This is a genomic window from Pelagimonas sp., from assembly GCF_050633425.1.
Classification (GTDB): Bacteria; Pseudomonadota; Alphaproteobacteria; order Rhodobacterales; family Rhodobacteraceae; genus Pelagimonas.
The window spans coordinates 365,476-391,040 of sequence record NZ_JBOEGM010000004.1; the positions used below are offsets into that span (position 1 = coordinate 365,476).

Genomic DNA, 25,565 nt, shown 5'->3' on the forward strand with positions numbered 1-25,565 from the left:
GCGCGGTTGTATTCAAGGTGACTATTCGCGCGAACGAAGCACTTGTGCAGGCCGTCGGGCCAAGGGGCGCCATGCAAACCCCAGTCCTGCAAGCAAAGTTGCGAAAATACCGCCTGCGATGACACCGAATGCGGACCCCCAAATAACAACAAATTCAGTTTCCATCACAAAGGTCAGCACGGCCCAACCGCCCAAAATGCCCGCCCCCAACGAAACCAGCCCTGCTGATGCACCAAGAAGAGCAGAACGCAATGTGAAGCTCGCCAAAATACGTCCGCGTGATGCGCCCAGAGTTTTAAGGACTGCGGCTTCGTAGGTGCGCGCGCTTTCGCCGGCGGCGGCGGCACCGATCAAGACAAGGAAGCCCGTGAGCAAGCTGGCACCTGCGCCCCAGCGCACGGCATCGGAAATACCTGCAAGCATTTCAGACACCCGATCAATCGCATCGCGGACACGAATGGCGGTGATGTTGGGGAAGGTGTTGGCGAGATCGCGCAGAATTTGCGCCTCGGCTTGCTCCTCGGCATAGACCGTCGAGATAAACGAATGCGGGGCACCCTGTAAGGCAGAGGGGTTGAGGGTCATGACAAACCCAATCCCGGCGGTCGAAAAATCAACCTCACGGAAGCTGGTGATGGTCGCGGTGATGTCGCGGCCCAGAATGTTGAGCGTGAGAGTATCGCCCAGTTTCAGGCCAAGCTCTTCACCCTCTTCAGCGGCAAAGCTGATCTGCGGTGGACCAGAGTAGTCTTTCGGCCACCATTCGCCTTGGGTGATGGTGAACCTTTCATCAGGTTCGGCAGCATAGGTGATTCCGCGATCCCCGCGAACCACCCAATGCTCACCCGCAACGTCGACGGCATCCTGACCGTTGATTTTCGAAATAATGCCGCGCAACATCGGGGCACTGTCGATGCGTGAGACGGCAGGATCGCTCTCCAACCGTTCCAGGTAACCGGGCATTTGATCCCGCTGAATATCCACAAAGAAATAAGACGGCGCTACGTCAGGCAGATCACGGGCAATCGCACCACGCAGATTGCCATCAATCTGCCCGACAGCGGCGAGTACGGAAAGTCCAAGCCCCAGAGAAATAACGACGGCACCGGCGCTTTCACCGGGGCCCCCAATGGCCGCAAGCGCCCAACGCCAGATAGGCCTGCCGCGCACTCTTCGCGATGACCGGCGTGCCGTTGCCCGAATGAGCTGAGCCGCAAATGTCAAAATCAAGAGTGCTGCAAGGATGCCGCCCGCGGTCCAGATCGTCAAAAACGCATTTCCCGAGAACAGCATTGCGGTGCCGACAAGCATGCCAAGAAGCAGCAAAGTCGCCAGGATATATCTGGCGGCAGGCAGTCGTTTGGCCCCTTCAAGCGCGTCGCGCATCAAGGTCGCTGCACGGACTTCTTCGGCGCGGGCCAGCGGCCATAGGGTGAAAACCAAAGCGGTTAAAACGCCGTATAGGGCGGCCTCGGCCAGTGGGCCGGGGTGCAAGGTGAACACGGCGGGTATGGGCAGGGCGGCTCCGATCAATGGCCCAAGCAGGATTGGAACCAACCCGCCTAGAATTAAGCCGATGGCGATACCAACAAGACTAAGAACGCCGATTTGGATGAAATAGGTCTGAAAGATAACCGCCCTTGTTGCCCCAAGTGTGCGCAACGTCGCAATCACAGCCGTTTTGCGTGCCAGATAGGCGCGCACGGCTGCGGATACACCGACACCGCCAACCGCAAGGCCGGACAAGCCGATCAGCACGAGAAAGCTTCCCAAACGATCAACGAACCGGGCGACACCCGGAGCGCCATTCCGGGCATCGCGCCACTTCAAACCGCTGCGTTCAAATTCCGACTTTGCACGATCTGCTAGGGCGTCAAGGTCTGTTCCGGCGGGAAGTGTGAGCCGATATTCGGTGTCAAACAAAGACCCGGGAGCCAACAGGCCTGATCCTTCCAGAGCCGATGTTTTGACGATGGTGCGTGGCCCAAGGCCAAAACCATCGCCTGCGTCGTCCGGTTCACGTGTCAAAATGGCGCTCAGCGTGAATTCTTGTGTGCCGAGCCGGAAACGATCGCCGGGTGACAGGCCCAATCGATTTGCCAAAGCGGGTGCCATAAGGGCCCCTTGCCCTTGCAAGGCCTGTGAAATGGGCAAGGGGGGATCGGTGATGACGTTCCCGACCAACGGATAGGCGTCATCAACTGATTTAACCTGAGTGAGCGCGCGTTCGGTTGTGCCATTGCTCTCAACGGTGGCCATTGACCGAAAATCAGTCACTTCGGACATGGAATCGGATATGCCATTGAGCCAAGTCAGTTCGTCTTCGTTGGCGAAACGGTAGGTAAACTCGGCCTTGGCATCGCCACCTAACAACACAGCGCCTTGTTCGGTAAGGCCCAATTGGATGGCCGATCTAACGGAGCCAACACCCGCAATTGCAGCCACGCCAAGTGCAAGGCACGCAATAAAAATCCTGAACCCCTGCAACCCGCCGCGCAATTCGCGTCTGGCAAAGCGGGTGGAAATGCGCCAGCTCATTCTGCAGCCTTCTGGCTTTGATCAATCAATCCGTCGTTCAGTCGTATGGTTCGATCGCACCGAGCCGCGAGTTCTGGCGCATGGGTCACAAGCACCAAGGTCGCGCCGTGCTGTTCCGATAGGCCGAAAATTAGGTCCATGATAGCCTGACCGTTTTGACCATCCAAGTTTCCGGTTGGTTCATCCGCCAGCAATATATCCGGGCGCGGTGCCAACGCTCGGGCAAGGGCCACCCTTTGCTGTTCACCACCTGACATTTGCGCGGGATAGTGATCGCTTCGGTGGCTAAGACCCACGGCCTCAAGTTCCTGCTCTGCGCGGGCGAAAGCGTCTTTTTTGCCAGCTAATTCCAAAGGTGTCGCGACATTTTCCAAGGCTGTCATGGTCGGAATCAGGTGAAAAGATTGAAAGACCACGCCCATGTGATCGCGACGAAACCGCGCCAAGAGGTCTTCATCCATGTTTGTTAAGTCTTGTCCAAGCGCCAAAATCTGACCGGAGGATGCTTTTTCCAGCCCGCCCATAACCATCAACAAAGATGATTTGCCGGATCCCGAAGGGCCAATGAGCCCCAAACTCTCTCCTTTTCCGACATTTAAACTGATTCCATGCAGAATTTCGACATCTCCGGCATTGCCACGCAGGCTTAAAGTGACATCTTGGAGAGAAAGAACTGGATCAGGCATTTGGAAAGGTCCGACAATGAAGCATTCAGTGAGATATGGTACGTGGTTGGCGCGCTGCAAGATAGCGATAGTGGGAGTTTTTCTCTCAGTGGTCCCGGTAAAGGCCGAAACAGTCGAAATCTTGGCTCTTGGAGACAGTTTGACACAGGGCTATGGGCTATTTGAGCAAGATGGATTTGTGCCTCAACTTCAAGGTTGGTTGGTTGATCGAGGTCAAGACGTGCGGATCGTCAATGCCGGCGTCTCAGGCGACACATCTGCGGGTGGTTTTGCGCGGGTTGAGTGGTCATTGACGCCAGAAATTAGTGCGATGATCGTGACCCTCGGTGGGAATGATCTGCTCCGCGGCCTTGCTCCAGAAGAAACGCGTCGGAATATCGAAGGCATTTTAAAAGTGGCGCAGGCACGGGAGCTTGCGGTCTTGTTGATCGGGATGGAAGCCCCGGGGAATTTCGGAATTGAGTACAAAGAAGAGTTCGATGCGCTGTATCCTGACTTGGCGACAAAGTATGGTGCCACGTATTTGAACACCTTCTTTGCTGGACTGGGGGAAGACCGAACGCCGTCATCGGTCGCTCAGTTTATGCAAAAGGACGGGATTCACCCCAACCCCGAGGGTGTAGAACGAATAGTTCAGGTTGTTGGACCAAAAGTCGAAGAGCTATTGTCCAAACACTGAATTTGGATGTTTACGCCGGTGAAAAATGTGTTCTGGTCATGAGAATGCAGCGGATCACCGTGTAGCTGGCTGTGAGTGCGCCCATTCCGACACCACAGATCAAATAAAGCGCTATGGCTGTTACGAGGGGCAGTCCAAAAAACAGGAAGCCGATCAAGCCAGCGAAAAACCCAAGTACACTTCCGATCAAAATTGCCACGAACGCCATATCCTCATCTCCTTCCTGAGGTGAGGGTATCGCCGCAGGTCTTTCCAAAAGATTAAGAAGGATGACTTGGGCGAGAATGTGGCGGGGGCCGGAAAGATCTCTACCCCAGGCGAAAAAATTCGTGCCCCAACAAAAAAGCCAGGTCAGAGAATGACCTAGCCTATGCAATTCAACGTCTGAAAACGATGTTCAGAGAACAGTCACCTTGGCCCCAATTGGCACGCGGTCATAGAGGTCCTCAACATGTTCATTTAGCATGCGGATACAGCCATTTGAGACCGAACGGCCAATTGATTTAGGAGCCGTCGTTCCGTGAATCCGGAAAAAAGTATCGCGGCCGTTTTGGAACAGGTAAAGGGCACGAGCCCCAAGTGGGTTGCCTGGGCCACCTGGCTGCACATAGTCAGTTCCAGAAAATTTGCCGTAAAGATGTGGGTCGCGTTCAATCATTTCGTTGGTTGGTCTCCAGGTCGGCCACTCTTTCTTGGCTCCGATCTTGGCGGTACCAGTAAATTCTAAACCAGCCTTGCCAACGCCCACGCCGTAGCGCCTCGCTTGCCCGAAATCAGTTACGTAGTAAAGAAAATGCGCGCGCGGAAGAATCAGGATTTGCCCTGGTTCCAAGTCTTTCTTGATGCCAACAGATTGAGGGCGAAAAACCGGATCAACTTCGAATGCCAGCGCCGGCATGGCGATGGACGACGCAGCTGCAGCGACAAAGGTTCGACGAGTGATCATGGCGGCACAATTCCTAATTTGGTAAACGCGGATTATGTTGCGCAAATTCGGGCGAAAATCAATCCTATGATCGGGGTGACGAGTGTCACAACCTTGTGTGTAAGCAAACTTTAGCCATTCCGACCGACAACTGACTATTCCTTGGGGACGCTGGCATTTCGACCGGCCAGAACGACGCTTATCGTATAGGCGGTCGAAGGGCTAAGCCCCGCCATGATTCCAGCGGCGGTGTCAGGCCGCATTCGAGCCAAAAAACCAGCTGAAAATTCTGGATCCATTTCTTCAAATAGAGCGGCAGCTTGCTTGGGTTTCATATTCGCGTAAACGTCTGTGAGCCTCGTGATGTCATCCTCGGCGGCCGTTTGGGCCAATGACATTGTATCACGCAGACGTTCTTCTGCGGTTTTGAGGGCCACGAGCTTGCGCTCAATTTCTTGTTCGGCGACCGAAAGAGCCTGCATGCGAACAGCGATGCCTTCTTCGCGCTTCGCAATTCTCTCCTCCCTGTCATTCAAAGCCTTGAGAAGAGGCATTACATCTTCATCTGCGATGTCTGTTTGAGCAGAGTGAACAGGTTGCCCCACCTCTGCAACTTCGGTCATTGCTGGGGCTTCAATCTCTTCGCCGCCTTCCCTAGCCAAGGCTTCTCCGGCTCCCACCCCAATTCGCAAGGCTGCGGACGCCAATAGCAGCGCTCCAATAGCAGACAAGGCCCCCTTCGCCTTGCGACGAGGCCGTTTTTTTGCGCGTTTTGATGCTGTTTTTTTCAACAATGGCATAGTTCACCTCAATTTCGCGGATGACGGACGAAAACCGGGTCGGCATTATCAGGAGCGGTAGATGGTGGTGCCGTGCTTGCCTGTGGCAAGTCATGCATTGATGCCACCAAAAGTTCTAGTCGGCGCGCCACATCTTCGGCTCGTTCGGTCAACTCGCCCAGTGACTTTGATGAGTCGCCAGCGCTCTGCTGTGCTTGCGTTAGCGTCTTGCTCAGATCATCGACTTGCGCCGACAAGACCGCGACTGCGCCTCCAACGCCATTTTCTAAGTCGGTAAACCGTGTCAAACGGCGTGCCAGAATGAAGCAATAGAAGCCAGCGCCCAATGCGCCCGCTACAAGCAATATATCAGCGATCATTTCCATTCCCGTCCCCTTTTTAATTCAGTACAAATTCAAGCACTAACAAGTCGCGTACACGTCCCTCACCCGCGACAAGTCTGACTCTGCGAAGCATTTGACCGCGCAGTTTTATGAGAGCGCCGGCTGCCTCAAGATCCCGAGGTTCCAATGCGCGAAGGTAGCTGTTCAACACGTCTTGAACGCGAGGTAATATCCCTTCAACTTCGACGGCATGCTGTTTGGGCACCTCCAAACTGGCGCGAAAACGCAAGTGGTTGGCCTGCGCCCGAGACCCCAATGAAATCACCAGTGGAGGCACTTCAATAAATGACACATCCGGCAATGGAGCTGTTTCGACGACTTCTTCTGAATCGTGTACTTCATCTGCCGAATCATGGGCCACTTCACCACCGGAGCCGCCCAGCAGCCCAGATTGAGCCGCATAAAAACCACCGCTGCCACCAGCCAAAGCCAATACAATCCCAATGATTAGTGGGAGTTTGGACGGTTTCGCATCTTCGACGTTTTCTTCGTCTACGGTGGCATCAGACATATTAAACCTCTTTTCTTGCCGTGAAACAGTTTTGACAGAAATGGGCTAACTGATTGTTAAGCTGAATGCGCGAAACTCAATTCAACCGAACAGAATGTTTGGAGCGGAGGTTCGTCTTGCAGCAAGTTGTTTCAGTCTGGAGTACGTTGGGTGCCCGGCAGAGGATCGTGGTCTTAGGGGCTACTTTGGCGATGATTCTCGCCGTTTTGGGGCTGACGCGATTAGCTTCGGCACCGAATATGTCACTATTATACGCGGGTTTGGAAAACGGAGCCGCTGGCGACGTTGTCAAAGCTCTCGAGGGGCGAGGGGTCCAATTTGACGTGAGAGGTGGAGCAATTTTTGTTCCTGATTCTGAACGTGATGCCCTGCGACTCACTTTGGCGAGCGAAGGCTTACCAGCCAATAGTGGCCAGGGATATGAATTGTTGGATGGGCTATCGGGTTTCGGTACCACATCCCAAATGTTTGATGCCGCTTATTGGCGCGCCAAGGAGGGGGAACTCGCCCGAACTATTGTTGCCAACCCGGCAGTTGCGAATGCACGGGTTCATATCGCCAATAGTAGCGCGAATCCCTTTCAACGTGATGTCACTCCAACGGCGTCGATTTCTGTCACACCCAGCGCTGGTGCGATAACGCCGCAACAGGCACGAGCCCTAAAATATCTGGTTTCCTCGGCCGTTCCAGGGCTGGTTCCTGAAAGTGTTGCTGTTATCGACGGAAAAGGTGGGTTGATTGGAGCGGACGCAGATAGCCCCGCCGGCCCTACCGCCGACGATAAAGCACTGCAATTGCGTGACCGTGTACAAAGGCTGATGGAAGCGCGGGTTGGCGTCGGAAACGCAGTGGTTGAAGTGAGCGTTGATACAGTCACTGAAAGCGAGTTGATCCGGGAGAGAAGTTTTGACCCCGAAGGGCGGGTCGTGGTTTCGACGGACTCGGAAGAGCGCAATGACAAAGCCGACAGCAGCGGTGGAGGCGACGTAAGCGTGGCGTCCAATTTACCGGAAGGCAACGGTGGCGGCGCGGATGCGACATCTTCGTCCAAAGCCGAAACACGTGAGCGTGTTAACTACGAAGTGTCTGAAACAACACGTGAAATTACAAGGGTCCCCGGTGCGATTCGCAGATTGACCGTGGCAGTTTTGGTAAACGGGACCTACGAACCCGCAGAGGATGGATCACAGACATTTGTGCCATTGCCGGAGCCAGAGATTCAGGCATTGAACGATTTGGTGTCATCTGCAGTCGGCTTCGAAGAGGCACGAGGCGACCAAATTACAATTCGGTCTCTGCCCTTCGAGCGCCCCGAAGGATTGGGCACAGGTCCGATTGAGCCGAGTATGTTTGTTGGCAATATTGATACAATGCGTTTGCTTCAAATGGGTGTTTTAGCGGTTGTCGCGCTTATCTTGGGGCTATTTGTTGTTCGTCCGGTTCTGGCATCTTCGAGCGAGTCTTCAACGGCTCTGACAGCAGGGGTTTCCAATGCGTTGCCGTCGCCTCTAGATGATTCATCACCGGCTTTAGATGGTGAAATTGAACCAGCCGGAGGATTCGAAGATTTGCCAATGGCTGGCGATGGTGGTGGCTTCGGTGGCATGGGAATGGTCGATTTCGACATGCCTGGAGCGGATAGCGGTGGTGAAGATCCTGTAGATCGTCTGCGCAACCTAATCGAAGAACGAAAAACTGAAACCGTTGAGATCTTGCGAAGCTGGCTCGAGGAAGACAAGGAGGAGGCGCGATGAGTGCATTGCACCAATTTCTAGATGACTTTTCTCAAGTTGTGCAACCGACTATCGAAACTGAGGCTCCGTCGTTTAGCGAATCTGATCTTGAGGGGCAAAAGCTGGAAGCTTTTGAAAACGGCTACCGCGCGGGTTGGGATGATGCCGTAAAAGCCCAGTCAGATGATCGCAGCCGGATTTCAAGTGCATTTGGCCAACACCTTCAAGATCTGTCGTTTACCTATCATGAGGCCTACAGTCAGGTCATGAATGCGATGACACCCTTGCTTGATGAGATGGTGGCAGCGCTTTTGCCAGAAATTGCGCGGGCAACATTAGGTCACCATATTGTCGAACAATTGCAAAGCATGGCGCAAGAAATTGGGTCATTGGAAGTCGTGGTGGCTGTATCGCCCTCTAATACCGAAATGGTAGCGCCACTTTTGGAAGGGGAATTTAGCTTTCCTATACAATTAGTTGAAGATGATACGCTCGCCAATGAGCAAGCCGACATACGCTTGGGGCAAACAGAAAAACAAATTGATCTAGGTGATCTGATTGCGTCGGTCTCCGAGGCCGTTGACGGGTTTGCCCATGACAATCGAAGGAAATTGGCCAATGGATAATTCACAATCTACACCACGGGGCGAGGCAGCAACGGCATTCACATCCGTTCCAATAGAAATCACCGTTTCCGTCGGCAAGGCAAGGCCCTTGGTGCGTGATCTTTTGCAGCTCGCTGCCGGTTCAGTTTTGAGCTTAGACAAGCAACTTGATGATCCTGTTGAATTATATGTTGGTGAGAAGTTGATTGGCATAGGGGTTCTCGAAGTGATGGAGGGGGACGGGCAGGGGCAACTGGCAGTTCGTCTAACCGAAGTTTCCGAACTGAATAATCCTTCCTGAGGCAAGAATATGCGTTTCGCCCTTTTGCCTATATTGATAGCACTCATCGGGGCTTTCGTCGGCACAGACGTTGCCGCGCAATCGCTCGAGCTTAATTTGGGCGATGGCGGATCGGTAACCGGCACCAGCATACAGTTGATCATTTTGATAACCTTACTGAGCATTGCGCCCGGTATTGCGATCATGATCACCTGTTTTCCATTTATGGTTACTGTGCTGGCAATACTTCGTCAGGCTGTCGGTCTACAGCAATCACCGCCCAATATGCTCATTGTCAGCCTTGCTTTGTTTCTGACCTACTTTGTGATGGAACCGGTTTTCACGGAGGCTTGGGACTCTGGTGTTCAACCTCTCTTAAACGAAGAAGTTGATGTGGAAGCGGCAGCAATTGAAATACTTAAGCCGTTTCGCGTCTTTATGGCAAACCGGGCCGACCCAGAAACATACCGTGCCATGGCGGATCTAAGGCCAGATGCAGCTCAGACGACTCTCCAACCAGAGGCACCACTTTCTGTTCTTATTCCGAGTTTTATGCTTTCAGAAGTGGCGCGTGCTTTCCAAGTCGGGTTCCTGATCTTCTTACCATTCCTCATTATCGACTTGGTGGTTGCGGCTGTTTTGATGTCGATGGGTATGATGATGGTCCCACCTGCAATTGTATCTCTTCCGTTTAAGTTGGCATTTTTCGTGATAGCGGACGGATGGGCATTGATTGCGAGCAGCTTGGTCAGGGGTTATTTCTAGAACTTTCTTGAATTTCGATTGTTGTCGTCTGCCGATACGGGGAATCCGGAGTGCACAAAATTGATCCAAAGGCTGGTTGGTTGATGGCATTTGGGAACTTCTGGGCCTCAACGCAAAATCCACAGTTGGGGTGATGCGATGCTCCAGCATTTTTTGCGCCCAGCGGAGTCAGGTGTTGAGAGGAATAAAATTGCAAGCCAGGCTGATCGGTCCATAAACGCAACTTCGTACCATCAGGGGATGTGACAATTGCCTGAGGATCAGAGCTTTTGTTCAATACAAAGTTCAGATCGTAGCCGCGATTTTCAGGATCTTGTTTGGCAATTCTGATTGGCTTTTGAAAGTCAAATCGGCTGTTCTTGGTCTCCAAAAACTGGCCGGTTGGGATCAGATCAACGTCAGTTGGTGTTACCTTTTCGGCATCAATTTGAACCGAATGATTGAGCACATCACCGGCACCCGCGAGATTGAAATAGACATGCTGGGCTAAGTTTAAGGGGGTTTCGCGATCCGGAGTACCCGTCATATCCCATGTCAAAGCACCGCCCCTAAGCGTAAGATGTACCGAAAAATCGACAGCACCGGGATAGCCTTGATCAAGATGTGCTGAATGAAGTGTGAGCGTTGCTGATGTATCGTCGTGTTGAACCAAGTCCCAGTTGCGCCAAGCCAATCCACCAGGACCGCCATGAATATGGTTTGGCCCCTCGTTCGCAGGCAGGGTCCAAAGTGCATTGTCGAATTCAAACGCAGCGCCCGCGGTTCGATTGGCAATACGACCAACAATGCTACCCAGAACGCAGGGATTTGATCGGTACATCTCAGGATCAGAGTACCCCAAGACCACATGGCGTCCGTTGACTTGCCAATCTTGAATGGAACAGCCCATGGACAAAACTGTTATTTTGGTAATGTCATTTTGTAGAACGGCGGACGTGATTTGATCGGACATAGGACTTCTCATTGTGTTGAAGCAGACCTATCAGAGGACGTCAGAAAAACCCAGAGTTACCGCCAACGACTAATTCTTAGATGGGTCGTCTAAAACATCTGCGTGCATGTGCCGATCGCCTCGGGCCTTGGCTAAGGAAATCTGTTTTTGCCGCTCGCGAAAACGCGCTTTGTCATCTTCTGACGTCTCGTCGATGCATAGGTGGCAAGATACACCGTGTTCATAAGCCGGATTGGATTTGTCTGATGGCAAAATCGGTTTTCTGCAGGCGTGGCAAAGCGCATGAGGGCCTTCTTGCAGGCCATGCCCGACGGACACCCGGCCATCAAAAACAAAGCATTCGCCATTCCACGTACTATCTTCCGGCGCGGTTTCTTCGAGGTACTTCAGAATGCCGCCCTTTAGGTGATAGACATCTTCGACACCCTGCTGCTTTAGCCAATTGGTTGATTTTTCACACCGAATTCCGCCTGTGCAAAACATTGCGATACGCTTGTTGTGAAAGCGGTCTTTGTTCTCCTCCCACCACTGCGGAAACTCCCGAAAGGTGGCGGTTTGGGGATCAATGGCACCGTCAAACGTTCCGATTGAGACTTCATAATCGTTGCGAGTGTCAATAACCGCGACGTCCGGGCTTTGAATTAGCTCATTCCAATCTGCAGGATCAACATAGTTGCCCACGTCAGATGTTGGGTCGACATTGGGTTGGCCCATTGTCACAATTTCGCGCTTGAGACGCACCTTCATCCGCGCAAACGGACGGTCCTGAGCAGAGGATAGTTTCCACTCAAGATTGTCGCAGCCGGGAAGGTTTTGAATATGTGCCAATACCGCATCGATTCCGGATTTGGGACCGGCAATTGTTCCGTTGATTCCTTCGTTTGCCAAAAGCAACGTTCCGGTAATGCTTTGCTCGCGGCAAAGCTGCAACAGAGGGTCCCGCAAATTGGCGGGGTCGTCGAAGCGGGTGAAGTGATAGAGAGCGCATACAGTAAACATGGCTACCGGATAAGCATTTGTTGGGCGTCGGGCAAGCGCTACGCTGCGGCGATTGCCAAGCCATTCACCACAGCAGTGAAGACTTCGGCATCTTCCTGCCGGGCGTTGGGAAGGCATTGCGCGAGTTTTTCGCGAACCATTGCCATGAGGCTGGAGCCGCCAACAAACACCACCATGTCAACGGAATCCGCCGCGCAGCCAGCATCATCCAGCGTACCCATTGCATGCGCCCCGATGTCGTCGGCGAACCCAGCTAGGGCCGATTGCATCGCGTCGCGTTGAAGCTCAACACTGAGGCCACGTTCGACGATGTCCAACAAGATTTCGCCTGAGGTCGATCCGTTGGCTGCGATTTTTCCGGCTTCAACGGCATAGGCAATGTCATGACCCAGATGCGCCTCTAGAACTTCGCCAAGCCGTTCAAACAAATGTGGTTCCTTGGCGACCCGTTCCCAGCGCCGCACTTCCCTTAACAACGCCGGGTCGTAGACAAAGGCGATTTTTTCCCAACTGGCCAAATCGTAGAAGAGCGCGCGTGGCGCGGTATGGGTTTTGCTGCTGAGCTCTGCACCGATTTGGGCACCATGACCCAAAAGAGGCATAGCATTTTCAAGACTAAGAATGCGGTCAAAATCGGTTCCGCCGATGCGCACACCGCGGCTCGCTAACACATGCGTCTTATCTCCGACACGGTCGCAAAGGGTGAAATCAGACGTGCCACCTCCGATATCGACGATGAGCATACGCCCTTGGCCGGCAACAGCGAGAGCAGCGGCCTCTGGCTCGGGCAAAAAGCTGACATCTTTGAAACCCGCAAGCAAATAGGCGTCGCGCAAGTCCTGTTCAGCCTGGGCATCACGTTCCGCCGAGGCCGAGTGGAAATGCACCGGGCGCCCGGATAACGCGGTTTCAAACGGCATCCCTGTAAAGCTCTCTGACCGGGTACGAATTTCCGACAAGAACCGGGCGATAATCTCAATGAGTGAGATTCGTTCATTTAGAAAGCTGCGCTGTTCCCGTGCGAGCGGCGTGCCAAGAATGCTTTTAAGAGCGCGCAAAAACCGCCCTTCGGCACCATCCATCATGGCCCTTGCTGCCGAAGATCCGTAAATGTAACGCCGTTCTGCAAAGTCGATGAACACGGCCGTGGGTAGGGTCGTGGCATCAGGCTCCAGCGGAATCGCAAACGGTTTGCCGCCCGCCAAAACTCCGGCAGCCGTGTTTGATGTCCCGAAATCCAATCCCAATCTGGCCATGGTCAACCCCTTCCGAAAGCACGTTCAAATAGACAAGCAAAGAGCACATGGCAATTCCTTTTCCTGGCTCCTAAACTGTTCCTGAATTGGAAAAGGGAGCATGTGCGATGCAGGCTTTGATTGTGATCGACCTACAAAACGATTTCTGCCCAGGCGGATCGTTGGCGGTAACCGAGGGTGATGAAATTGTTGCACCGATCAATGCGCTGATGGATGCGTTTGACGCCGTCATTTTGACCCAAGACTGGCACCCGGTCGGGCACAGTTCATTTGCGTCCTCGCATAGGTCACAGGCACCTTTTGATGTGATCGACATGCCCTATGGCCCACAGGTGTTGTGGCCCGATCATTGTGTTCAAGGCACGTCGGGGGCGGATTTTCATGCGGACCTGAATATAGATAAGGCTGACATCATTGTTCGTAAGGGCTTTCGGCCCGAGATCGACAGCTATTCGGCCTTTTTCGAAAACGACCACAAAACGCCGACCGGTTTGGAAGGGTATCTTCGCACGCGCGGCATAGTTGATTTAACGTTTGTGGGATTGGCGACAGATTTTTGCGTAAACTTTTCTGCGGTCGACGCCGCAAAACTTGGGTTTGACGTTTCTGTTCGGCAAGACCTATGTCGAGCGATTGATCTGGACGGCTCTTTGACGGGTGCCAAAGAGGGTATGAAAACCGCTGGCGTGAGACTTGTGTAGCTCATTCCGACGGTTTTCGACAGGAGAGGCGAGTTTGCTCAAACCCGGCCGATTTTCTCCTTGGCGGAAAGTACTAGCGCGCCTAGATAGGTGGTATGATGTTCTTTAAAAAACGCAAGAAGGCGCTGCCTTCTTTCGAGGCTGAATTGGCCCCGGATGTTCCATTTTTCGCTGTTGGTGACATTCACGGAAGTGACCAGTTGCTGCAAAATCTGCTGGTTAAGCTCACCGATGTGGCACATCCAGATGCAATGCTGATTTGTGTCGGTGATTACGTTGATCGCGGAGAAGATAGCGCGGCGGTGTTACAGCGTTTGTATGAGATGCATTCCCAGTCCGGCGGCTTGATGGAATGTCTGATGGGTAATCATGAGCATATGATGCTTAACTTTTTGGACGATCCGGTTCGGCACGGGTCGCGATGGCTGCGCTATGGAGGCTTGCAAACACTGGCGAGTTTCAAAATAGCGGCACCCAGAGGGTCATCCGTTGCTGACGCTGAATGGATGCAAGTGCGCGACGCCTTTAAGGGTGCGCTGGGGGCTGACCTTGAAGACTGGCTCAGAAACCTGCCTTCACAATGGATAACTGGAAATGTCGCGGTCGTTCACGCGGCTGCGGACCCTGAATTGCCGATTGACGGGCAAGATCGGTCAACGTTGCTCTGGGGGCACCCGGAATTCGATAAGAAACCAAGGCGCGATGGAACATGGGTTGTGCATGGACACACGATTGTCGACTCTGCCGTATCGGTTGATGGCAGAATTTCAGTTGATACCGGTGCCTACGCGACGGGGAAACTGACCGCTGCACTGGTTGAAAAAGCCAAGGTGACTTTCATAACCGCGTAGCGGGCCATTTCGGTTTTAAGGTAGCAACGAACCCTCAACCGTTCTCAGCAAGGATGGGAACAGTTGTTGAAGAGCGCGGCTCCATTTGGTGATCTGCTGCTCTTCGATAAAGACCACATCATTTGGACGCATTTGAAGCCGCGTCGCGATGATCAGGTCGGCGGCATTGCGCGCGTTCAAGTGGTAGGCCGTAATTGAACCAGACGCATCGGATTTGTCATCCGCCCTTAAGACATAAATCTGGGTCGGATCGCCGGTCGTGTTGTCGAACCCGCCCTCACCATACAGCACGTCAGCCAAAGTTGCATGTTGCTGGTAGGGCAAGGCAAAACGGCTTTGAGAGTCAACTTCGCCCGTTAAGTAAACATAGTCCCGCTTTTCAGCACCCAGTTTTTGACGGAGGTCGAACAAATGGCGACGCTCATCCAGGGAGGCTCTTTGCAGAGAAATCTCTGTATCAAGAGCCTGCAAAGCTGTGCTGCGCGCAGAGGTTCTCAGGGAAATGACGTCAATTTTCGCTTTGAAAAACTCAACGGCGCGGTCAAGGTCGTAGCTTGTGTCCACAAACACCGCGTCGCCGTTCAGCAAGACCTTTTTCTGCAAGTCTTGCCGATCCAAGTACAAGCTTACAGGAATCTGATAGAGGTTCCCGTCCCGGTAAATACGGATAAGCGCGAATTCTTTGTCGCGAACGGAAATGTCGCCCGCGGCGGTGATGGCCTCGGACAAAGTCAACGTGTTCAGCGTAATAGGGACCAGTTTCGCGGTCTTTACGGCACCACCGACAGCCACACGCTTGGAGTGAAACTCAGCAACCTCAAGGCTGAACGATGGGTCAATTTGGTTTTCAACCAAAACCTGAAATAGACGATCCTCAGCTTGTTGAATGGTCAAACCCGAGAGCTGAACTGGCCCAACTTCAGGAATCGCAATGGAGCCGTCATCACGGACTGTATATCCTTCGCGCTGATTTTGAGCGGCCAGTAGTCCGGACAGTTGTTCGACTGTTGTGCCTGTCCCGCGTGTTGCCAGAAGCAAAATGTCACCTACGCCAATGCGATAGGCTTCTGGTGCAACATCTGGAAGCGGGCGAAACTGTTGCTGTTGAGGGTTGGCCGACGGCAAATAGGGAGAGGCCGGAATTGCCCCGACACCGTTGCCTGGGCTGCCATTGCCGGCCGTCGCGTAAAACACAGATGGCAACGCGCGCGGCGTGTATGGCGCTGAGTTGGCGCGCGCAACTGTTTCGGTCGAAAGTGGAACCACCGTGACAGGTGATCCGTCCTCGCGTTCAGTCACATTTGGGCTTTGGTATAGGACACCGCATGCGGATGTTGCGAAGAACGTCGAAAATGCAAACGCCCGCAAGATTTTGTTTTTGTTCAAGAGTTTCATGCCTACTTCTTTGCAGGTTCTCTTACCTATCGCCGAAATGACCAAGGTGAACTCTCCCCAATGTGGCGTTGAATGTAACCGAATGAACGATACAAGGCCCCAAAAGGGCCGTAAATTACCAAATAACTACAGGTTCAAGAGGCGAGCCACGAGAATCAGTGTGTTTGCTAAGGTGAATTGATTTTTTTAGGGGTAAATGTGCAACAGATACGGGCAAAGTTGTCATTGGATTGGAGAGTGGACGGTATCAGATGTGACGCCCCAGCGATCCAATAAGTCAAATCGCTGGTGTCTGTTTCGTTATGCTCCGGCGCGCAGTGCGACGACCGACAGTGTCCGCCAGAAAATCCATGCTTCCAAAGCAAAGCTGCGATGCGTGATGTAATACAGATCGGCCTTAACCTTGCGACGTGTGGCGTCTGTTCCTTCGATGTAACCAAGCTCGGTCTGAGCAAGACCGCTAATCCCTGGGCGAACGACATGGCGCTCACGGTAACCAGGAATTGAACTCATGTATTCTACTGCGTGGTCGAGGTAGTCGGGACGCGGCCCGATTAAGCTCATGTGACCCATAAGAACGTTAAGGATTTGCGGTAGCTCATCCAAACGACTTTTGCGCAAAAAGTGCCCGAGAGGCGTGATCCGATCCACTTCCAGCGGATCATCCGCTGAACGTGTTATGTGCTCGGCTGCTGTCATCGACCGAAATTTGATCGCTTTGAAGCTTTTGCAGTCACGGCCCATACGGGACTGAACAAAAAAGATAGACCCACGGTTCAAGAACGGGTTGAGCACCAGCAGTACGATAATCGCACCAACAAGGCCCGGCAATAAAACCAGGCTAACCGAAACGTCGAATATGCGTTTGGTAAACCCGAATAGGAAATTGGAGACTGAGGACCGATTTCTGGAAACGTATGTTTGCGTATCCATCGGGCTCTCAATAGTAGAAATGTCAAACATTCTTTGGGCGCTCCCAGAAAAACTCTAAAAATCGAATTGTCAGTTGAAAAAAGTCCCTGATCACAGGCAATGGATACCGGGGCGGAACCTCTCAAGTCAATTAATAATCTGTTAACTATGAGGCGCGCCAAGTCGTTTTGGTTGTTAATTTTTTTCAGATTTGGGGCCTGCAATCTGAAGGTGTTTCTTGTTCAATCTTTTAGGCCTGCGCGGTTTTTCGTCTAAATATTTGAAAATTATTGATAAATTTTGAGATGTCGAAATATTGGGTTTTTTGCCCGCATTCCGAAAGTTGCGCTGTGGGTGCCAAAATCGACATCTTAGGAGGCGATTAAATATTGTGCGCCGCTGCTGGGAATGGTCAATCCGTAACCGTCTGTGTTGAGGGTGAATCTTGGGATTCAACCTTTCGACGAATACCCCCGATTCCTTCCCGCCCAACACCGTGCGTCAGCACGTGATCTTATTGAATCACGCTTGCTTCGACCCTCCTGATTACTCACCTCGCTTACGTGGTCTTACGATTAAGCGCGTCCTTCAAGGCTGCACCCAAAGCACTGTTTTCCGGCTGCGGCTTCGACCCCCGCGGCTGTTTTTGCTGGTGCGACGGTTGGCGATGGTGTTTTGGCTGAGCTGCTCGCTTGGATTGGACAGTTTTTTCGGACCTTGAGCCCGAGCCACTGTCTTTTCGCATCGACAGGCCGATACGCTTGCGCGGAACGTCGACTTCGGTGACACGTACTTTGACGACGTCGCCAGCTTTGACAATCTCATGCGGATCTTTGACGAAACGGTCAGCAAGCTGGCTGACGTGGACAAGCCCATCCTGATGGACACCAATATCAACAAAGGCCCCAAAGGCCGCGACATTTGTCACCGTCCCTTCCAAAGACATGCCGGACCTCAGGTCTTTGATATCCTCGATTCCGTCAGTAAAGCTTGCCGTTTTGAAGCTTGGACGCGGGTCGCGGCCGGGCTTTTCCAATTCCTGAAAAATATCTTGAACGGTCGGAAGACCAAACCGGTCATCGACAAATTGCTCGGCCCTCATTGACTTGAGCGCCGTGTTGTCACCCGCAATTGATCGCAGATCGCGACCGCATGATTTAACGATCTTTCGCGCCAAATCATAGGCTTCCGGGTGCACGGATGAGCTATCCAGAGGCTCAACCCCGTCGCGAATCCGCAAAAATCCGGCGCATTGTTCAAAAGCCTTTGGCCCAAGCCCTGAAACCTTGAGCAGGGCCTTGCGTGACGCGAATGCGCCATGTCCGTCGCGGTGATCCACAATGGCCTGGGCAAGCGACGGCCCCAAACCGGCGATATGTGCCAAAAGAGGAGCCGACGCCGTGTTGAGGTCAACACCGACCGCGTTCACCGCATCTTCAACGACTGCTTCCAGCGATTTGGCAAGCCGACGTTGATCAACATCGTGCTGATATTGTCCAACCCCAATGGATTGCGGTTCGATCTTGACCAGTTCGGCCAGAGGATCCTGAAGGCGCCGCGCAATAGAAACGGCACCGCGTAGCGACACATCCAGATCGGGAAATTCGCGTGCGGCGAGTTCGGACGCCGAATAAACCGATGCCCCTGCTTCTGAAACGACCACTTTGGTAGGCTTTTTGACAGCAGGCGGTAGCAATTTGAGCGTCTCACCAACCAGTTTTTCGGTTTCGCGGCTGGCCGTTCCGTTCCCAATCGCAACAAGGTCGATTTGATGGCGTTGAATGAGCTCGATCAGCTTTGCTTCTGATCCCCGCACATCCATTTTTGGCTGGAACGGATAGATTGTTGCAGTGTCCAGAACCTTGCCTGTGGCATCTACAACCGCGACTTTGACACCGGTTCGAATGCCGGGATCGAGACCAAGTGTTGCGCGTGGACCCGCGGGCGCGGCGAGCAAAAGGTCTTTTAGATTGCGGGCGAAAACATTGATGGCTTCTTCGTGGGCGCGTTGGCGTAAATCCGTAAGCAAATCCATATACATTGATAGGCTCAGCTTGATCCGCCACGTCCAGCTCACGGACTTGCGCAGCCAGGCGTCACCGGGACCATCGCCACGTATACCAATTGCCGCCCCGATAATGGCTTCGGCCCGCGCTACGCCGGTGTCGGCAGGTGGGGCGATGTCTATGGTGACAATCTCTTCCTTCGAGGCCCGCAGAATCGCCAAAGCGCGGTGCGACGCGATCTTGTGCCATTGTTCAGAGTGATCAAAATAGTCGCTGAACTTGGCCCCGGCCTGTTCTTTTCCTTCCACGACCCGCGACGCAATGACGGCATCTTGTTTCATGAACTCTCGCAGGCGACCAAGAAGGTCAGCATTTTCAGAGAGTTGTTCGGCAAGAATGTCGCGCGCGCCGTTTAGTGCAGATTTCACATCGGTAACGGTTTCGGTCACATAGGCCTGCGCAAGGGTTTCTGGCTCTGCTGATCGATCCGCGATAATCGCCTGCAACAATGGCTCTAGCCCGTTTTCACGGGCGATCATCGCTTTGGTGCGGCGTTTGGGTTTGTAGGGAAGGTAAATGTCTTCGAGCGTCGATTTGGTATCGGCAGCGGTAATAGATTTGGTCAGTGCGTCCGTTAGTTTGCCCTGATCCTTGATAGATTGAAGGATAGTTGCACGGCGCGATTCCAGATCCCGCAGATAGGTCAACCGGTCAGACAGGCTCCGCAGTTGCGTATCATCCAAGCCGCCAGTGACTTCTTTACGATACCGCGCCACAAACGGAACGGTCGCCCCCCCATCGAGCAACTCGACCGCGGCATTAACCTGATTGGCTCCGGCCCCGATTTCGGTGGCGATGGTGCGGGCGATGCGTGTTGCGGTCTGATCCAAAACTCATTCTCCAACTCTGGGCAGCCTGATGTCAGGCCGGAAGAGAGTGATACCCGTGCTGGCGCGCGGCTCCAAGAGGGAAATTGCTGATGGGGATAATCACAGAATGTCATTAAAGTGACCCGTGCAAGGATGATTTCATTCTTGCTTAATTTTTGGGCTAAGGACATCACGCAAGTGACCTGCGATCAGAACGGCGTGGGCTGTATCAATACACACGGAGAGACGACGATGACCAACGAATTCATTGACCATATGACCCGTGAGTTAGACATGTTGATGCAATCCGGGCTGTACAAATCCGAACGCGTGATAACGTCGAAACAGGCGGGCACTGTTGAATTGGAAACTGGCAAGGAGGTGATCAACCTGTGTGCCAACAACTATCTAGGTCTGTCGGATCATCCCGCGTTGATCGAAGCAGGCCGTGAGGCGCTGAGCCGATATGGCTACGGTATGTCGTCGGTCCGATTTATCTGTGGCACCCAAGAGGAGCACAAAGAGCTCGAAGCGCGGATATCTCGCTTCCTCGGTTTCGAAGACACGATCCTGTATTCGAGCTGTTTTGACGCCAATACCGGCCTGTTTGAAACCCTGTTAGGCCCGGATGATGCCATCATTTCCGATGCGCTGAACCACGCTTCAATCATTGATGGCGTGCGTTTGTGCAAAGCGAAACGGTTTCGCTACGCCAATTCTGATATGGCCGATCTCGAAGCGCAATTACAGGCGGCCGAGGGCACGCGTTTTAAACTGATCGCGACGGACGGTGTATTTTCCATGGACGGGTTTATCGCCAAGCTCAAAGATATCTGCGATCTGGCTGACAAATACGGCGCGATGGTGATGGTCGATGACAGTCATGCGGTTGGGTTTGTTGGTGCCACCGGGCGCGGATCGATTGAGCATTGTGATGTAATGGGCCGGGTCGACATTGTGACAGGCACGTTGGGCAAGGCACTTGGCGGTGCGTCTGGCGGGTACACCTGTGCCAAACGCGAAGTTGTCGATTGGCTTCGGCAGCGGTCGCGCCCCTACTTGTTCTCCAACACCTTGGCACCGGTGATTGCGCAAACGTCGATCAAGGTACTCGACATGTTGGAAGCGTCGACCGAACGGCGGGATCGTTTGATGGAACACGCGGTCCATTTTCGTGCTCGGATGTCCGAGGCGGGGTTTGATCTCTTGCCAGGAGAGCATCCGATTATTCCGGTGATGTTGCGCGACCCAAAGCTGGCGCAAGACATGGCCAAGCGGCTTGATGCCAAGGGGGTCTATGTTGCCCCGTTTAGTTTTCCTGTGGTGCCAAAAGGGCAGGATCGCATTCGCACCCAAATGTCAGCTGCGCTGAGCCTGTCCGAGTTGGACCGCGCTATTGACGCCTTTATCGACGTTGGCCGGGATATGAAAATCATCGGGGAGGGTGCGCAATGAGCAATGAAATGAAAGCTTTGGTCAAAGCCAAATCCGAACCGGGCCTGTGGATGGAGCGAGTGCCCGTACCTGAACCTGGGCCGGACGAGGTCCTGATCAAAGTCAAAAAGTCGGCAATCTGTGGCACAGATGTTCACATCTGGAAGTGGGATGAATGGTCCGCCAAAACCGTGCCCGTGCCGATGGTGGTCGGCCATGAGTTTTGCGGCGAGATCGTTGATTGCGGTGCGGCGGCGTTGAAATATCAGATCGGCCAACGAGTTTCCGGCGAAGGGCATGTGGTTTGCGGAACCTGTCGGAACTGCCGCGCAGGTCGTGGGCAGCTGTGCCGCAACACGCTTGGTGTTGGGGTCAATCGCCCCGGTTCCTTTGCCGAATATCTTTGTATTCCAGAAAGCAACGTCGTTCCTATTCCTGACGATATTTCCGATGAAATCGCGGCCATTTTTGACCCGTTCGGGAATGCAGTGCACACGGCACTGTCGTTTGATTTGGTCGGCGAAGATGTCCTTGTAACCGGGGCTGGGCCAATCGGGATTATGGGGGCTTTGGTGGCGCAAAAGGTTGGTGCGCGCAAAGTGGTGATCACCGATATCGCGCCCTATCGGCTTGATCTGGCGCGACGGTTGGGGGTTCAACATGTTGTCGATGTTAGCTCTGAAACGCTCCAAGACTTGATGCCACAGATCGGCATGACCGAAGGGTTCGATGTTGGGCTGGAAATGTCGGGCGCGGCCCCGGCGATGCGCCAAATGATCAACCGAATGAACAATGGCGGCAAGATTGCATTGCTGGGGATCGCCCCAACAGAATTTGCTGTGGATTGGAATGAGATCATCTTTAAGATGCTGACAGTAAAGGGAATTTATGGTCGGGAAATGTACGAAACATGGTACAAAATGATTGCCTTGGTGCAATCTGGTCTCGACCTCACCGACCTCATCACGCACCGTATGTCGATAGACGATTTCGACGTTGGATTTGCGGCAATGATGTCTGGTGAGGCAGGTAAGGTGGTGATGGATTGGGGCTAACGCCCCGTCTCCTTATTCTTTTTCAAGCTCCTTGGCATGCAGCCACGCTGCATGTTGAGGCGCTCTCTTGGTCCGTGACCATTCGTCGAGCATGTCCCATTTAACGGCGTCAAGCTTGGCCAGCATCTCTTCTTCTTTGGGGTCCGGGCAGGCCAGTTCAACCCGGTGCCCGTTTGGATCAAAGAAATAGATCGAATGGAAAATCGAATGGTCAGTCACGCCCAAAACCTCAACGCCGTTCGCTTCCAGGTGATCCTTGAAGGCGACCAGTGTGTCGCGGTCCTTCACCTTAAATGCGATATGTTGCACCCAGATCGGCGTGTTGGGATCACGGCCCATTTCGGGTTTGGTTGGCAGTTCAAAGAAGGCCAGTACGTTACCGTTTCCAGCATCCAGAAACAAATGCATATAGGGGTCAGGTTCGTGCGTTGAGGGGACATGATCCTCTGCAATCGCCAAGACGAAGTCCATGTTGAGCATTTTTGTGTAGAACTCGACGGTCTCTTTGGCATCCTTACAGCGATAGGCCACATGGTGGATTTGGTCGACTTTCAATTGCACTGACATCTTTCCCTCCCGAAATTCGTTGCAATTGCAATGATTGACGATTGGTGCCATTCTGTATTTGACTTGGATCAAGTTGTTGCAAATGAAACGATGTCATGGACCCAGAGATGACAGATGCTTTAAGCCAAATAGAAGCTTTCTTTCCCTATCGGTTTGCGGTTGCCGCAGAGCGGTTTTCGCGCAATCTGATGGACGTGTATGGCAAGTCTTATGGCCTGAGCCGAGAAGAGTGGCGCTTGTTGTTCTTGCTGTCGCAAGCGGACGAGATAGCGTCAAATGAGCTTGTACAGAGAACGACACTGGACAAGGTTCAGCTTTCTCGGGCCGCACAGAAATTGGTTGATAAGGGTTTGATTACGCGCGAAATCTCACCCCTGGATCGGAGGGTCAAGGTTTATAAAAGCACCCAAAAAGGGCGCGATTTGTTCCAAGAGATTAAACCTCAGGTTGACGCGCGCGCCCTGGAAATCCTTGGAGCCATGGATGAGACCTCTCGTCAGTCGTTGCAAGACGGAATGAATTCATTGCTCAAAGCATTGAATGCGCCAGAGCGCCTGACAGAAGATCCGGGCGCAGCCTAGCCTATGAATACACGCGAAACTGGGGCACGTTACCGGCATTCATAAAAGGAATAAGTCATGTCGCCTCAGGTTGAACCACCCGTTCGAACGCATGCGGACTTCATTTCAAATTCATCGCGATGGGCACATGTCAAGCTACGGTCCGGCGACATCATCGTTACGACGCCGCCGAAATCAGGAACGACATGGCTCCAAGGCATATTGGCCTTGTTGCTCTCGGGCGATCCCAACGTCACGGCCGATATTTCAATGAAAGCGCCTTGGATCGATATGGAGTTTCGCGACATCAAGGATGTAACTGCGCGGATCGACGCCCAAGACCACCGCCGCCATCTCAAAAGTCATGCGCCTCTGGATTGTCTGCCGTCTTGTAATGAGGTGTCTTATATCACGGTCTATCGCCACCCGCTTGACGTCTATTTTTCCTACATGCGCCACTACGACAATATTCAGGTCGATTTGAAAGACCCTTTGGCGCAAGGACCCTTGCAAGAAAGGTTTGAGCGGTTTTTGGAGGCGGATGCAGGGCACGTTTGCCTGAGAAGCATCGTGAGCCATTTCAAAAGCACGGTTCAACTCGAACCACGGGCCAACGTTTTGCGATTGCACTACAAGGATATGCTCCGAGATCTGCCGCATGCGTTTGGACAGATCACCAAGCTGATTGACGTCGATCATGACGCTGGCGTGATGAATACGCTGATCGAGGCCGCCCGCTTTGACAAAATGCGCGCCAACTCAGACCGTTTTGCACCATCGGCAGGACAGGGGTTTTGGAAAAACGACAAGAATTTTTTCGACAGCGCCACGTCCAATAAATGGGATGGCAAGCTGACTGACGCCGAGCTGGCGGCCTATGACTTTCACATGTCCCAACTGCTTCATCCGGTTGAGCGGCGCTGGCTTGAATGGGGCAGCGATCCAGTAGCCTAATGGGGTGTATTATCGGGATGCGCGGCCTCAAAGGCCGGGATGCTGGCAAGATGCGCCCCGATCCGCCGCAGTTTGGGCATTGGATCAAGATCAACGCCCCAGCGGTTTGCGTTGTACAACTGCGGCATCAAGCACAGATCAGCGAGCGAAAGACGGTCTCCGTGACAGAATTCGCCATCCCCAACCATGTGTTCTAGGGCAGTAAGGCCGGGGGCGATGAACTGCTGCATCCAGTCTTGCATGGTTAGATTGCCATTGGATTGACTGCAGGCGAATTTGGCGACGCCGAGGTTACAGACCGGATGAATTTCCATGGAAATAGCATGCGCAATTGCCCGAACACGGGCGCGGCCAACCGGGTCCGACGGCAAAAGGCCCAAGCCCCGCGTTTCATCCAAATACTCTATAATCGCCAAAGATTGGGTCATCTGTATGCCATCGATGTCCAGCGCGGGCACGAGCCCCTGAGGATTGCGGGCCAGATGGGTGTCGGATTTGTGCTCTGCCTCCAGAAGGTTGACCGAGTGGCTTTGCCATGCTTCGCCCGTTAGCCCCAAGGCAATCCGAACCCGGTAACTGGCCGAGGAGCGCCAATAATCATAAAGCGTGATCATACTTCGGCGTCCTTCATGAGCTCATCCAGTGCGGCCTGAAGTTCGGGCACTTTTTCCTGCAGCTTGGCTTCCAACTCATCCTGATAGGCTTGTGCCAGCGGGATGAGGTCGCGGACCATATCCGTCCCCTTCGGGGTGAGTTCTAGGTGCAAAAGCCGCCGGTCGTTGTCATCAATCGCCTTGGTCAGGTGCCCTGTTTCCTCAAGGCGGCTAACGGCCCGGCTAACTTTGGACTTTTCCATGCTGACGCGTTTTTCGATATCGCGCACCGACGTGCTATCGGAATAGGCGAGGTTCACCAGCACCCGCCACTCTGCAATCGAAATACCGTATTTTTCCCGGTATTGTGCGGACAGTTCGGTACTGAGTCGCGTCGCAATAACGGCAAAACGGTAAGGCAGATAGCGATCCAGATCGAAATCGGGCAGGGGGCGAGACATATAATGGGCCTTCAAACGCGTGTATTTTTCTGAGTTTGAGCTGAAAATCGTTTCAGTTGCAACAAATTTGTTGACATCGTTGCATTCGCAACGAA

27 protein-coding genes are annotated in these 25,565 nt (G+C 53.2%); 11 read left to right on the forward strand and 16 right to left on the reverse strand.

The features are described from left to right. Positions 1-21: 21 nt before the first annotated feature. Both ACRBB0_RS03700 and ACRBB0_RS03705 read right to left on the reverse strand, forming a co-directional pair. Positions 22-2,538, reverse strand: a complete 2,517-nt coding sequence (locus tag ACRBB0_RS03700; protein ID WP_431373048.1) for an ABC transporter permease — start codon at positions 2,536-2,538, stop codon at positions 22-24. Next, complete coding sequence (locus ACRBB0_RS03705; protein ID WP_431373049.1) at positions 2,535-3,224, reverse strand: ABC transporter ATP-binding protein; 690 nt, start codon at positions 3,222-3,224, stop codon at positions 2,535-2,537. Before ACRBB0_RS03705 ends, ACRBB0_RS03700 begins: the two co-directional genes overlap by 4 nt. Positions 3,225-3,240: 16 nt before the next feature. Here ACRBB0_RS03705 and ACRBB0_RS03710 point away from each other — a divergent pair, with 16 nt between their 5' ends. Then, positions 3,241-3,903, forward strand: a complete 663-nt coding sequence (locus ACRBB0_RS03710) for an arylesterase (RefSeq protein WP_431373050.1) — start codon at positions 3,241-3,243, stop codon at positions 3,901-3,903. A 10-nt stretch (positions 3,904-3,913) separates the two neighbouring features. On the opposite strand, the gene ACRBB0_RS03715 is transcribed toward ACRBB0_RS03710, so the two are convergent. The 5 genes from ACRBB0_RS03715 to ACRBB0_RS03735 all read right to left on the reverse strand — a co-directional run bounded on the left by ACRBB0_RS03715 (position 3,914) and on the right by ACRBB0_RS03735 (position 6,522). Then, positions 3,914-4,111, reverse strand: a complete 198-nt coding sequence (locus ACRBB0_RS03715) for a hypothetical protein (protein WP_431373051.1) — start codon at positions 4,109-4,111, stop codon at positions 3,914-3,916. A 189-nt stretch (positions 4,112-4,300) separates the two neighbouring features. Continuing rightward, positions 4,301-4,849 (reverse strand): L,D-transpeptidase, encoded by a 549-nt coding sequence (locus ACRBB0_RS03720; RefSeq protein ID WP_431373052.1) that lies wholly within the window; start codon positions 4,847-4,849, stop codon positions 4,301-4,303. 134 nt (positions 4,850-4,983) lie between these two features. Then, positions 4,984-5,628: a MotE family protein gene (locus ACRBB0_RS03725; protein ID WP_431373053.1), complete on the reverse strand. Its 645-nt coding sequence runs from the start codon at positions 5,626-5,628 to the stop codon at positions 4,984-4,986. A gap of 8 nt (positions 5,629-5,636) precedes the next feature. Continuing rightward, positions 5,637-5,993: a hypothetical protein gene (locus tag ACRBB0_RS03730; RefSeq protein WP_431373054.1), complete on the reverse strand. Its 357-nt coding sequence runs from the start codon at positions 5,991-5,993 to the stop codon at positions 5,637-5,639. Positions 5,994-6,006: 13 nt separating this feature from the next. Then, complete coding sequence (locus ACRBB0_RS03735; RefSeq protein WP_431373055.1) at positions 6,007-6,522, reverse strand: flagellar basal body-associated FliL family protein; 516 nt, start codon at positions 6,520-6,522, stop codon at positions 6,007-6,009. A gap of 116 nt (positions 6,523-6,638) precedes the next feature. Between ACRBB0_RS03735 and fliF the strand changes: the two genes are divergently transcribed. Genes fliF through fliP form a run of 4 tightly spaced genes read left to right on the forward strand, consistent with a single transcriptional unit; the run spans position 6,639 to position 9,905 of the window. After that, positions 6,639-8,276, forward strand: coding sequence for a flagellar basal-body MS-ring/collar protein FliF (gene fliF / locus ACRBB0_RS03740; RefSeq protein WP_431373056.1), 1,638 nt, complete (start codon positions 6,639-6,641; stop codon positions 8,274-8,276). Next, on the forward strand, positions 8,273-8,881 hold the full coding sequence (locus tag ACRBB0_RS03745) for an ABC transporter ATP-binding protein (RefSeq protein ID WP_431373057.1): 609 nt from the start codon (positions 8,273-8,275) through the stop codon (positions 8,879-8,881). The genes fliF and ACRBB0_RS03745 overlap by 4 nt, the downstream gene beginning before the upstream one ends. Beyond that, positions 8,874-9,161, forward strand: a complete 288-nt coding sequence (locus ACRBB0_RS03750) for a FliM/FliN family flagellar motor switch protein (RefSeq protein ID WP_431373058.1) — start codon at positions 8,874-8,876, stop codon at positions 9,159-9,161. Before ACRBB0_RS03745 ends, ACRBB0_RS03750 begins: the two co-directional genes overlap by 8 nt. Before the next feature lie 9 nt (positions 9,162-9,170). Then, on the forward strand, positions 9,171-9,905 hold the full coding sequence (gene fliP, locus ACRBB0_RS03755; protein ID WP_431373059.1) for a flagellar type III secretion system pore protein FliP: 735 nt from the start codon (positions 9,171-9,173) through the stop codon (positions 9,903-9,905). On the opposite strand, the gene ACRBB0_RS03760 is transcribed toward fliP, so the two are convergent. The 3 genes from ACRBB0_RS03760 to ACRBB0_RS03770 are packed head-to-tail and all read right to left on the reverse strand — an operon-like array spanning position 9,889 to position 13,112. Next, positions 9,889-10,869, reverse strand: a complete 981-nt coding sequence (locus tag ACRBB0_RS03760; RefSeq protein ID WP_431373060.1) for an aldose epimerase family protein — start codon at positions 10,867-10,869, stop codon at positions 9,889-9,891. The genes fliP and ACRBB0_RS03760 overlap by 17 nt on opposite strands. Positions 10,870-10,926: 57 nt before the next feature. Continuing rightward, complete coding sequence (locus ACRBB0_RS03765; protein WP_431373061.1) at positions 10,927-11,856, reverse strand: rhodanese-related sulfurtransferase; 930 nt, start codon at positions 11,854-11,856, stop codon at positions 10,927-10,929. Positions 11,857-11,894: 38 nt separating this feature from the next. Beyond that, a complete protein-coding gene (locus ACRBB0_RS03770) occupies positions 11,895-13,112 on the reverse strand; it encodes an Hsp70 family protein (RefSeq protein ID WP_431373062.1) in 1,218 nt (405 codons plus the stop codon). A 107-nt stretch (positions 13,113-13,219) separates the two neighbouring features. Here ACRBB0_RS03770 and pncA point away from each other — a divergent pair, with 107 nt between their 5' ends. Both pncA and ACRBB0_RS03780 read left to right on the forward strand, forming a co-directional pair. Next, on the forward strand, positions 13,220-13,813 hold the full coding sequence (pncA, locus tag ACRBB0_RS03775) for a bifunctional nicotinamidase/pyrazinamidase (protein WP_431373063.1): 594 nt from the start codon (positions 13,220-13,222) through the stop codon (positions 13,811-13,813). A gap of 95 nt (positions 13,814-13,908) precedes the next feature. Continuing rightward, positions 13,909-14,664 (forward strand): metallophosphoesterase, encoded by a 756-nt coding sequence (locus tag ACRBB0_RS03780; protein WP_431373064.1) that lies wholly within the window; start codon positions 13,909-13,911, stop codon positions 14,662-14,664. A gap of 15 nt (positions 14,665-14,679) precedes the next feature. Here the strand turns inward: ACRBB0_RS03780 and ACRBB0_RS03785 are convergent, their stop codons facing one another. The 3 genes from ACRBB0_RS03785 to ACRBB0_RS03795 form a co-directional block, all read right to left on the reverse strand. Further along, a complete protein-coding gene (locus ACRBB0_RS03785) occupies positions 14,680-16,059 on the reverse strand; it encodes a polysaccharide biosynthesis/export family protein (RefSeq protein ID WP_431373065.1) in 1,380 nt (459 codons plus the stop codon). Positions 16,060-16,359: 300 nt separating this feature from the next. Next, positions 16,360-16,992: a sugar transferase gene (locus tag ACRBB0_RS03790; RefSeq protein WP_431373066.1), complete on the reverse strand. Its 633-nt coding sequence runs from the start codon at positions 16,990-16,992 to the stop codon at positions 16,360-16,362. Between the two features lie 538 nt (positions 16,993-17,530). Beyond that, on the reverse strand, positions 17,531-19,867 hold the full coding sequence (locus tag ACRBB0_RS03795) for a Tex family protein (RefSeq protein WP_431373067.1): 2,337 nt from the start codon (positions 19,865-19,867) through the stop codon (positions 17,531-17,533). A gap of 231 nt (positions 19,868-20,098) precedes the next feature. Between ACRBB0_RS03795 and ACRBB0_RS03800 the strand changes: the two genes are divergently transcribed. Next, on the forward strand, positions 20,099-21,301 hold the full coding sequence (locus ACRBB0_RS03800; RefSeq protein ID WP_431373068.1) for a glycine C-acetyltransferase: 1,203 nt from the start codon (positions 20,099-20,101) through the stop codon (positions 21,299-21,301). Further along, on the forward strand, positions 21,298-22,335 hold the full coding sequence (gene tdh, locus ACRBB0_RS03805; protein ID WP_431373069.1) for an L-threonine 3-dehydrogenase: 1,038 nt from the start codon (positions 21,298-21,300) through the stop codon (positions 22,333-22,335). Before ACRBB0_RS03800 ends, tdh begins: the two co-directional genes overlap by 4 nt. Before the next feature lie 12 nt (positions 22,336-22,347). On the opposite strand, the gene ACRBB0_RS03810 is transcribed toward tdh, so the two are convergent. Then, positions 22,348-22,890, reverse strand: a complete 543-nt coding sequence (locus ACRBB0_RS03810; protein WP_431373231.1) for a VOC family protein — start codon at positions 22,888-22,890, stop codon at positions 22,348-22,350. A 119-nt stretch (positions 22,891-23,009) separates the two neighbouring features. Here ACRBB0_RS03810 and ACRBB0_RS03815 point away from each other — a divergent pair, with 119 nt between their 5' ends. Together ACRBB0_RS03815 and ACRBB0_RS03820 are read left to right on the forward strand one after the other, a co-directional pair. After that, the gene (locus tag ACRBB0_RS03815) at positions 23,010-23,483 is read left to right on the forward strand and encodes a MarR family winged helix-turn-helix transcriptional regulator (protein WP_431373070.1); all 474 of its coding nucleotides are present in this window, start codon (positions 23,010-23,012) and stop codon (positions 23,481-23,483) included. 57 nt (positions 23,484-23,540) lie between these two features. After that, positions 23,541-24,416, forward strand: coding sequence for a sulfotransferase domain-containing protein (locus tag ACRBB0_RS03820; protein WP_431373071.1), 876 nt, complete (start codon positions 23,541-23,543; stop codon positions 24,414-24,416). Here ACRBB0_RS03820 and maiA read toward each other — a convergent pair. After that, positions 24,413-25,030, reverse strand: coding sequence for a maleylacetoacetate isomerase (gene maiA, locus ACRBB0_RS03825; protein WP_431373072.1), 618 nt, complete (start codon positions 25,028-25,030; stop codon positions 24,413-24,415). The genes ACRBB0_RS03820 and maiA overlap by 4 nt on opposite strands. After that, positions 25,027-25,470 carry a MarR family winged helix-turn-helix transcriptional regulator gene (locus ACRBB0_RS03830; RefSeq protein WP_431373073.1) on the reverse strand — a complete coding sequence of 148 codons (444 nt, stop codon included), beginning with the start codon at positions 25,468-25,470 and terminating at the stop codon, positions 25,027-25,029. The genes maiA and ACRBB0_RS03830 overlap by 4 nt, the downstream gene beginning before the upstream one ends. Between the last annotated feature and the right edge of the window lie 95 nt (positions 25,471-25,565).